The sequence below is a fragment of the Paenarthrobacter sp. NPDC058040 genome (assembly GCF_042885775.1).
Taxonomy (GTDB): domain Bacteria; phylum Actinomycetota; class Actinomycetes; order Actinomycetales; family Micrococcaceae; genus Arthrobacter.
In genome coordinates this window covers 1-7272 of record NZ_JBHVRN010000031.1, presented here as the reverse complement: position 1 = coordinate 7272, position 7272 = coordinate 1, and the positions used below count along the sequence as shown (strand labels likewise).

Sequence of the window (7272 nt, the reverse complement as noted above, 5' to 3'; positions counted from 1 at the left end):
ATTTTCCAGGACAGCTCCACTTCCTGATGCCGCGGGAACAACGGCGGCTCACCGAGCAGCACGTCCAGGATCAGCCGCTCATACGCCTCGGGACTGGATTCGGTGAAGGAGTGCCCGTAGCCGAAGTCCATGGTCACGTCCCGGACTTCCATCTGCGTGCCCGGGACCTTGGACCCGAACCGGATCGTGGCGCCTTCATCGGGCTGGACCCTGATCACCACGGCGTTCTGCCCGAAATCATCCTCGGCATGGTCCCGGAAGAGCAGGTTCGGGGCGCGTTTGAACACCACCGCGATTTCCGTGACCCGCCGGCCAAGCCGCTTCCCGGCCCGCAGGTAGAACGGAACCCCGGCCCAGCGGCGGGTGTTGATATCCACCCGGATCGCCGCGAACGTCTCCGTCTTCGAATCGGCGGGGATGCCGTCCTCGTCCAGGTAGCCCAGGACCTGTTCCCCGCCCTGCCAGCCACCGGTGAACTGGCCCCGCGCCGAGTGCGTGGACAAATCCTCCGGGAGTTTGACCGCGGCGAGGACCTTTTCCTTCTCCGCCCGCAAATCATCGGCGTTGAACGAGATCGGCTCTTCCATCGCGGTCAACGCGAGCAACTGCAGCAAGTGGTTCTGGATCACGTCCCGGGCCGCGCCGACCCCGTCGTAATACCCCGCCCGGCCACCGGTGCCGATATCCTCGGCCATGGTGATCTGCACATGGTCCACGTAGTTCGCGTTCCAGAGCGGTTCGAACAACTGGTTCGCGAAACGCAGCGCGAGGATGTTCTGCACCGTTTCCTTGCCCAGGTAATGGTCAATCCGGAACACCGCGTCCGGCGGGAACACCGACTCCACAATGTCGTTAAGCTGCCGGGCGGACTCCAGGTCATGACCGAAGGGCTTCTCAATCACCACACGCCGCCACTGCCCCGGCTTGGCCTGCGCCAAGCCGTGCTTGGAGAGCTGCCGGCACACCTGCTCGAACGCCTTCGGCGGGATCGAGAGGTAGAACCCATGGTTCCCGCGCGTGCCCCGGGTCTGGTCCAACTCATCCAACACGTCCCCGAGCCGCTCGAACGCGTCATCATCATCGAACTCGCCCGTCACGAAACGGATACCAGAAGCCAACTGCTCCCACACCGCCTCATCGAACTTCGTCCGCGCATGGGCCTTCACGTTCTCCCGCACCTCGGCCGCGAAATCCGCGTCGTCCCACTCACGACGGCCGAAACCCACCAACGCGAAACTCGGCGGCAACAACCCCCGATTCGCGAGGTCATAGACCGCGGGCATGAGCTTCTTACGGGCAAGGTCACCGGTGACTCCAAAGAACACCAACGACGACGGCCCGGCAATACGATTCAGGCGACGATCCCGCGGATCCCGCAACGGATTCCGCACACCGGCGTTCTTGGGCGACGAACTGCGGGCGGCCGGTGAATCTGTGCTTACCGGCGAATCAACGAACGTAATAGACATTGTTGCCTTCTAACTTTCGACGGCGGGTCCCACCGTCGGGACCGACGGTCACGCGAGAATTTGCTCGCGGGTCTCCCCGAAGGGGACGGAGTCGCTCAGGGCGAGGGTGTAGCGGCCAGGCTGGTGGCGCGTTACCAGGATTCCAGCGAAGCGCTGGGGCTTCTGGCGGAGTACGGCTTCTGCGTGGTCGAGCATCTCGTCGTGACGCCAGGGATCCGTAACCAGGACTTCTACTTTTTCATCGGCCATACAAAGCATGGTGACCAATTCCTTTCAGGGATGAGGGTCCCCCAAAGCCACCCCTCATCCGTGGGGTTGGGTGAGGATCGAAAAAAGGTGGCGTCCCGCGGACTGCAGAATGCGGGACGCCACCACTCGATCTGATGGTTAGGAGATAGCGGCGCGGAGAGCCTTGGCAGCCAGGGCCGGGTCCTCTGCACCGTAGATTGCGCCACCGGCAACGGCTACGTCAGCACCGGCCTTCTGGACGTCGGCGATGGTGGCAACCTTGACGCCACCGGCAACGGAGAACGGAACGCGGGCTTCGGCACCGGCGCGCAGCAGGCCGTTCAGGTCGAAGCCAGGCTTTGCCTGCTCGTCCAGGCCAGCGTGCATTTCAACGAACTTTGCGCCCAAGGCGCGAACTTCCTTGGCACGGGTGACCTTGTCCTCGATGCCGATGAGGTCAACAACGACGCCCTTGTTGTGGGCTTTGGCAGCCTTGACGGCACCGGCAATGGTGGAGTCGTCTGCAGCACCCAGGACGGTGACCAGGTCAGCGCCGGCCTTGAAGGCGATGTCGGCTTCGAGTTCGCCAGCGTCCATGGTCTTGAGGTCGGCGAAGACGATCTTGTCCGGGTGGGCGTTCTTGACGGCGGTGATGACCGGGAGGCCCTCAGCCTTGATCAGCGGGGTACCGAGTTCGATGATGTCAACGTATTCGGCAACCTGGCCGGCCAGTTCCAGGGCGGCTTCGGTGGTCAGGAGGTCGATGGCAACTTGGAGCTTCATGATGTTATTTCCTTTGTGATTGATGTATTGCGATGGATGGGAAGATCTTGGGTGCTGTTACTCGAGGTTTGCGTGACGCAGCCACAGCTCTTCAGCCGGCTGTGCGTCGTTGTCCCAGAGCGACTGGAAGATCGCTTCCGTGGCAACGAAGAGTGCCTGCTCGAACAGCGAACCTGAGTACTGGCGGGTCACCGAGGAGCCGTGGTCGGTCTTCTGGGCGGCCGGGATGATCACCAGCGCGTCGGCCAGGCCGGCGAGCGGGGAGTCCGGGTTGGTGGTGAACGCGGCGATGCGCGCTCCTGCCTTGGCCGCGGTTTCGGCGGACTTGACCACGCCGGAGGTGGTACCCGATCCGGAAGCCACCAGCAGCAGGTCGCCGGAGGAGATGGCCGGAGTGGTGGTGTCACCCGCAATGTGGACCGTGAGGCCCAGGTGCATGAGTCGCATGCCGGCCATGCGGAGAACCAGGCCGCTGCGGCCGGCTCCTGCCACGAAGATCCGGCCAGGGTGGGCGAGGTGGCTTGCCAGGCGAGCCATCTGCTGCTCGTCGATCTTGGCCACTACGCCCTGCATTTCGTCCCTGACGAGGGACACATTGCGGACAATGTCGGAGGCGGTTGTATACGTAGCAGTCGTCGTTGCGCTTGCTGTCGGATTCACGATTCTGTCCCTTCGATTCGGTCCTGGGCCTGTTACGGCCTTCGGAGTGCTTTTCGGTTGACAACTATGTTTCCGCCTCAAAAGGGGTGGGGTAACACTGTTTTCTGACGGTTCTTCCTACACTTAAGGATTGGTGGGGTAGCCAGCTGCCCCCGCGTGGGGCGGCACGGCACGGATCGCAAAAAAGTCTTGGCTGAATCAAAACTTTCAAGTAACCCTGCTCTGTAGTATTGGAGCCAACTCGTACCCGATCCCCGGAGCGCAGACCCTTGGCATCGCCTTCTTCCTTCCAATCGCAGATCTACCGGTCCTTGCCGGAGATCGAGCGTGCCGATGCGATTGTCGACAGAATCTCCACGGCCATTTCCCTCGGCCTGCTCAAAGTGGGCGAACGCCTCCCCGCTGAAGCTGCTCTCTCCGAGATGTTCGGAGTTGGCGGAGCCACCCTCCGCGAAGCGCTGAATGAACTGCGCGAACGCGGAATCGTTGAAACCCGCAGGGGACGCAGCGGGGGATCGTTCGTCGTCAGGCAGCCCGAGACCCAGGCCGACGCAATGCGCACTTGGTTCCTCTCCACCTCCATCTCGGAAATCCGCGATATCGGTGACGAGCATGCAGCCATTGCCGCGGCAACCATCCGCTTGGCCTGCGAACGCGCCGAAGCACATGACTTCGAACGCTTGCAGGAACTGGCGCGGGCACTCGTCCTTGCCCACTCCCCCGAAGTCCGCGCTTCTGCGGACAGCCGGTTCCACGTGGAACTGGCTGTAGCAGCCCAGTCACCAAGACTTGCCAACGCCGAGATCCGGCTGCAGCAGGAGACCGTCCAGCAACTGTGGACGCCCCTGGCCGTAGCATTTGACCCGGAAACGGCGACGGCTGAACACTTGGAGTTGGTCCGGGCTGTTGCCCAGGACCAACCCGAGAAGGCCCAGGCATTGGTGCTGGAACACATCAGGCGGAACATTTTCCACCTGATCGATACCAAGCTCACCCTCGGTTATGCCCAATCAACTCAGGATGCATAGATGAAGCTCGACGACGAAGCCGCACAGGCCGCCAATGCCCTCACGTCATGGACCAGCAGCGTTTCCTCCAGCGTCAGGGAACTCGCCACCCACGTCGGCTCGCTCGTGGAAGGGAACCTCGGCGCCCGGCCAAAGGCGGACCGTTCAGCACTGAAGGGGCTGGAGGCGCTCTCGAAGGACTTCCTGGCGAAGAATTCCTTCGCCGTCGGTGCGGGAACTTTCTTTGCGGCCGAGTCCGTAGAGCGTGGCGAGCATCTCCTGGAATGGTGGACCCGCGGCACCTCGGGCTCCATCGAAAAGCTCGATGCAGACCTGACGCCGGGCAGCAACCGCTACTACGACTACGAGAAGCTGCCCTTCTTCTCCACCGCGGCGGCAACGGGCGAACAAACCCTGTGGGGTCCCTACATCGATTACCTCGGCTTCGAGGAATACATCATGACGTTCACGGCACCGTGGTCCATCCAGGGCAACTTTGCCGGCGTGGTGGGCTGCGACATCCGCATCAAGGACCTTGAGCCCATCATCATGCCGGATCTCCGCAGCATCCATGGCGACGCAGCGCTCATCAACGCCAGCAACCGCGTGATCCTGGGAAATTCAGGCGCGTATTTGGTTGGCGACCGGGTCAAGGCCGGTCCGGTGGAAAAGCACCGGGTGAACCTCGATGTTCCGCACTTGGGCCTGGCCTTGATCTACAGCACCTAGCTCCGCTTCCACACTGCCCCTCGCTCCGCCGTACCAAGGAGCGAGGGGCATTTTGGGTTGCCGATGATGTGCCGGACCCTGTTGCCCCAGAAAACCAATGCATAAAAATCGCAAAAATAAAAGCTGTTGAACTGAGGTTTTAAAGCTGTAGTCTCTGGAGTGATTTACTTCACAGGAAGCTTGGCGTCGAGGCCAAACCCCGCCCCGAAGCACAACGCGGATGACCCAACAACCGTACGCAGCAAGCCAGCTTCCCATGCTTGGCGCAGGCATTTTTGATGCGCATCTGAATGTTTTAGCAATGACTTTGCCGGAAGGATCGTGGCCGTGGCCGCACCTCATCAGGCTCACCAGGCTCATCAGGCGATGCAGCCCGCCAGGGACGTGAACGGCAGGTCCTCAAAGCACGACTTAGTTCAGTCAAGGGAGATTGTTATGAGTGAAAAGCGATTAGAGGCCGGCGATGGCCTGGAGCGGTCCATCGATTGGAAACAGGGCCTGGCCATCGCGCTGGGAGTTCCCCTGCTGATCCTGCCCTCACTGGGGTACCTGCCCATGTACCTGGCAGCCGGAGCGATCCTGATCTGGGGGTTGTCGGTTATCCAGGGCTTCTTCCAGAACGCCGCCTACGCGGAGATGGCCACCACGTTCCCCAAGGCCTCAGGCCTTCCGGGCTTCGCCCAGCACGTCTTCCGAACCGAGAACTACCAAGGGAAGTACGACAAGAGCAAGCTGATCGGCGGCTTCAGCGCCTGGAGTTACTGGTTCGCCTGGACTCCGGTGCTGGCGATCTTCTCCATCCTGGTGGGCAGCTACCTGCACGGACTCTTCCCCGCCCTGGGTGAGATATTTACCGAGAACCAGATGGCCCTCATGACCGGCCTGGTGATTTTCGGCGGCCTGTTTGTGGTCAACTGGTTTGGACTCAAGGACGGCGCCAAGCTCGGGTACGTCTTGGCCGCCTTCTCGCTGATCCCGCTCGTTGTCCTGACCGTGGCGCCGTTTGCCACCGGACACGTGGACCTCGGCAATATCACCGGCAACCTGCTGCCGACCGACTGGTCCTGGGACATGCACCATATCCTGATCCTCCTCGGCATCTTCGCGATTGCGCAGTGGAGTGCCTGCGCCTGGGAAACCGCTGCCATCTACGGGCCGGAGTATAAGAATCCCGCCAAGGATGTGTCCAAGGCCCTCTTCGCCTGCGGCGTGATCTGCTTCTTTTCCTTCGTCCTGGTGCAAGCCGCCGTCATCGGCGTCCTGGGCGTGGACGGCGTCCTCGACCAACCGGTTTCGCCGCTGATTCCCGTTGCCCATGCCGTCTTCGGCGAAGTGGGCTCCATGGTGACCATCTTCATGCTGATCGCAGCCATGGTGCTGATCATCCAGACCGCCTACCTGGGATCTTCCAGGGCCATGCACTCCATGGCAATCGAGGGCAACCTCCCGCGCTCCCTCGGCAAGACCAATCGCAACGGCACGCCCTTTGTCGCCATGCTGGTGATTGGCGCCTTCAACCTCGTGCTTATCTTCATGGGCAATCCCGCCGCGATCGTTGCCGCATCGGCCATCGGCTACACCTGCGCCAACGGCATCAGCCTCTTCGCGTACGTCCGGGCCAAGAGGCATCCCGCCTTCGCTGGATTGGACCGGCCCTTCAAGGCTCCCAAGGGCTGGAAGAACGTGGCCATGGTGTTCGGCCTGTTCAACCTTCCCCTGTGCCTGATTGGCGTCGTGTACCTGAACAGCCTCGAGATCGGCTGGGCACCAACGTGGGTCGGGTTCATCGTCCTGGCGCTCTACATCCCTATCTGGTTCTACTCGCAGCGCCAGGAGGCGCGCCTAAAAGCAGTGCCGGGCGCCGCCGTCGTGCCTGACGCGCGCCCCGGAGCGGACCTGGAGGACGCGGCGCGCCCCTAGGCGCCCCGAATTACCGTCAAAGCGGGTTGGTGGACAGCTGAGGCTGCCGCCAGCCCGCTTTTTCTTGCCTTCCTGCACCCTGGGAATCCGCGTCAATCCGGGCATGGCCGAGTGAATCTACAAACTGGTCATGAAATTTTCTAAAAAAGTCTGGACTAGAAGTATTAGGCCGAGTAGGTTTGTTTGTGGGGCCGAGGAGTGACCCGCATCACATCAACTGTTTGGATTGAATGTTCTCCTGGGCTTTGATCTTTCAGGGATTCGGGTCAACTCTTCGCACCATTTCGGGCAATCAGCCCATTTCACCTCTCGGCCGCAAAGGCAATCGAAGTGAATGATTTGTGACCACTTCCAACCACAATCCACCCAAAGGAGAGACCCATGGAAACGCTGCTTGGAACACTCAGCAAGGCCGGAGCAATCCACAAGGTCGAGAATGCCTACCTCGAAATTCCGTCCATGGACCTTCCGGGGAG

General features: G+C 61.5%; 7 protein-coding genes. 3 read left to right on the top strand and 4 right to left on the bottom strand.

Translation table 11 applies throughout. The features are described 5' to 3' along the window. From zwf to hxlB, 4 genes are all read right to left on the bottom strand, one after another. The coding region (gene zwf / locus ACFVSJ_RS24225) for a glucose-6-phosphate dehydrogenase (RefSeq protein ID WP_387439670.1) at positions 1-1379 on the bottom strand (1379 nt) is incomplete at its 3' end. A 138-nt stretch (positions 1380-1517) separates the two neighbouring features. Then, positions 1518-1718, bottom strand: a complete 201-nt coding sequence (locus ACFVSJ_RS24220; RefSeq protein WP_387439669.1) for a hypothetical protein — start codon at positions 1716-1718, stop codon at positions 1518-1520. A gap of 138 nt (positions 1719-1856) precedes the next feature. Continuing rightward, on the bottom strand, positions 1857-2480 hold the full coding sequence (gene hxlA, locus ACFVSJ_RS24215; protein WP_387439668.1) for a 3-hexulose-6-phosphate synthase: 624 nt from the start codon (positions 2478-2480) through the stop codon (positions 1857-1859). 57 nt (positions 2481-2537) lie between these two features. Then, complete coding sequence (gene hxlB, locus ACFVSJ_RS24210; RefSeq protein ID WP_387439667.1) at positions 2538-3140, bottom strand: 6-phospho-3-hexuloisomerase; 603 nt, start codon at positions 3138-3140, stop codon at positions 2538-2540. A gap of 269 nt (positions 3141-3409) precedes the next feature. Between hxlB and ACFVSJ_RS24205 the strand changes: the two genes are divergently transcribed. The 3 genes from ACFVSJ_RS24205 to ACFVSJ_RS24195 all read left to right on the top strand — a co-directional run bounded on the left by ACFVSJ_RS24205 (position 3410) and on the right by ACFVSJ_RS24195 (position 6796). Further along, the gene (locus tag ACFVSJ_RS24205; RefSeq protein WP_387439666.1) at positions 3410-4168 is read left to right on the top strand and encodes a FadR/GntR family transcriptional regulator; all 759 of its coding nucleotides are present in this window, start codon (positions 3410-3412) and stop codon (positions 4166-4168) included. Next, positions 4169-4876 (top strand): cache domain-containing protein, encoded by a 708-nt coding sequence (locus ACFVSJ_RS24200; RefSeq protein WP_387439665.1) that lies wholly within the window; start codon positions 4169-4171, stop codon positions 4874-4876. It abuts the gene before it with no gap. Between the two features lie 435 nt (positions 4877-5311). Then, a complete protein-coding gene (locus ACFVSJ_RS24195) occupies positions 5312-6796 on the top strand; it encodes an APC family permease (RefSeq protein ID WP_387439664.1) in 1485 nt (494 codons plus the stop codon). The last annotated feature ends 476 nt before the right edge of the window (positions 6797-7272 follow it).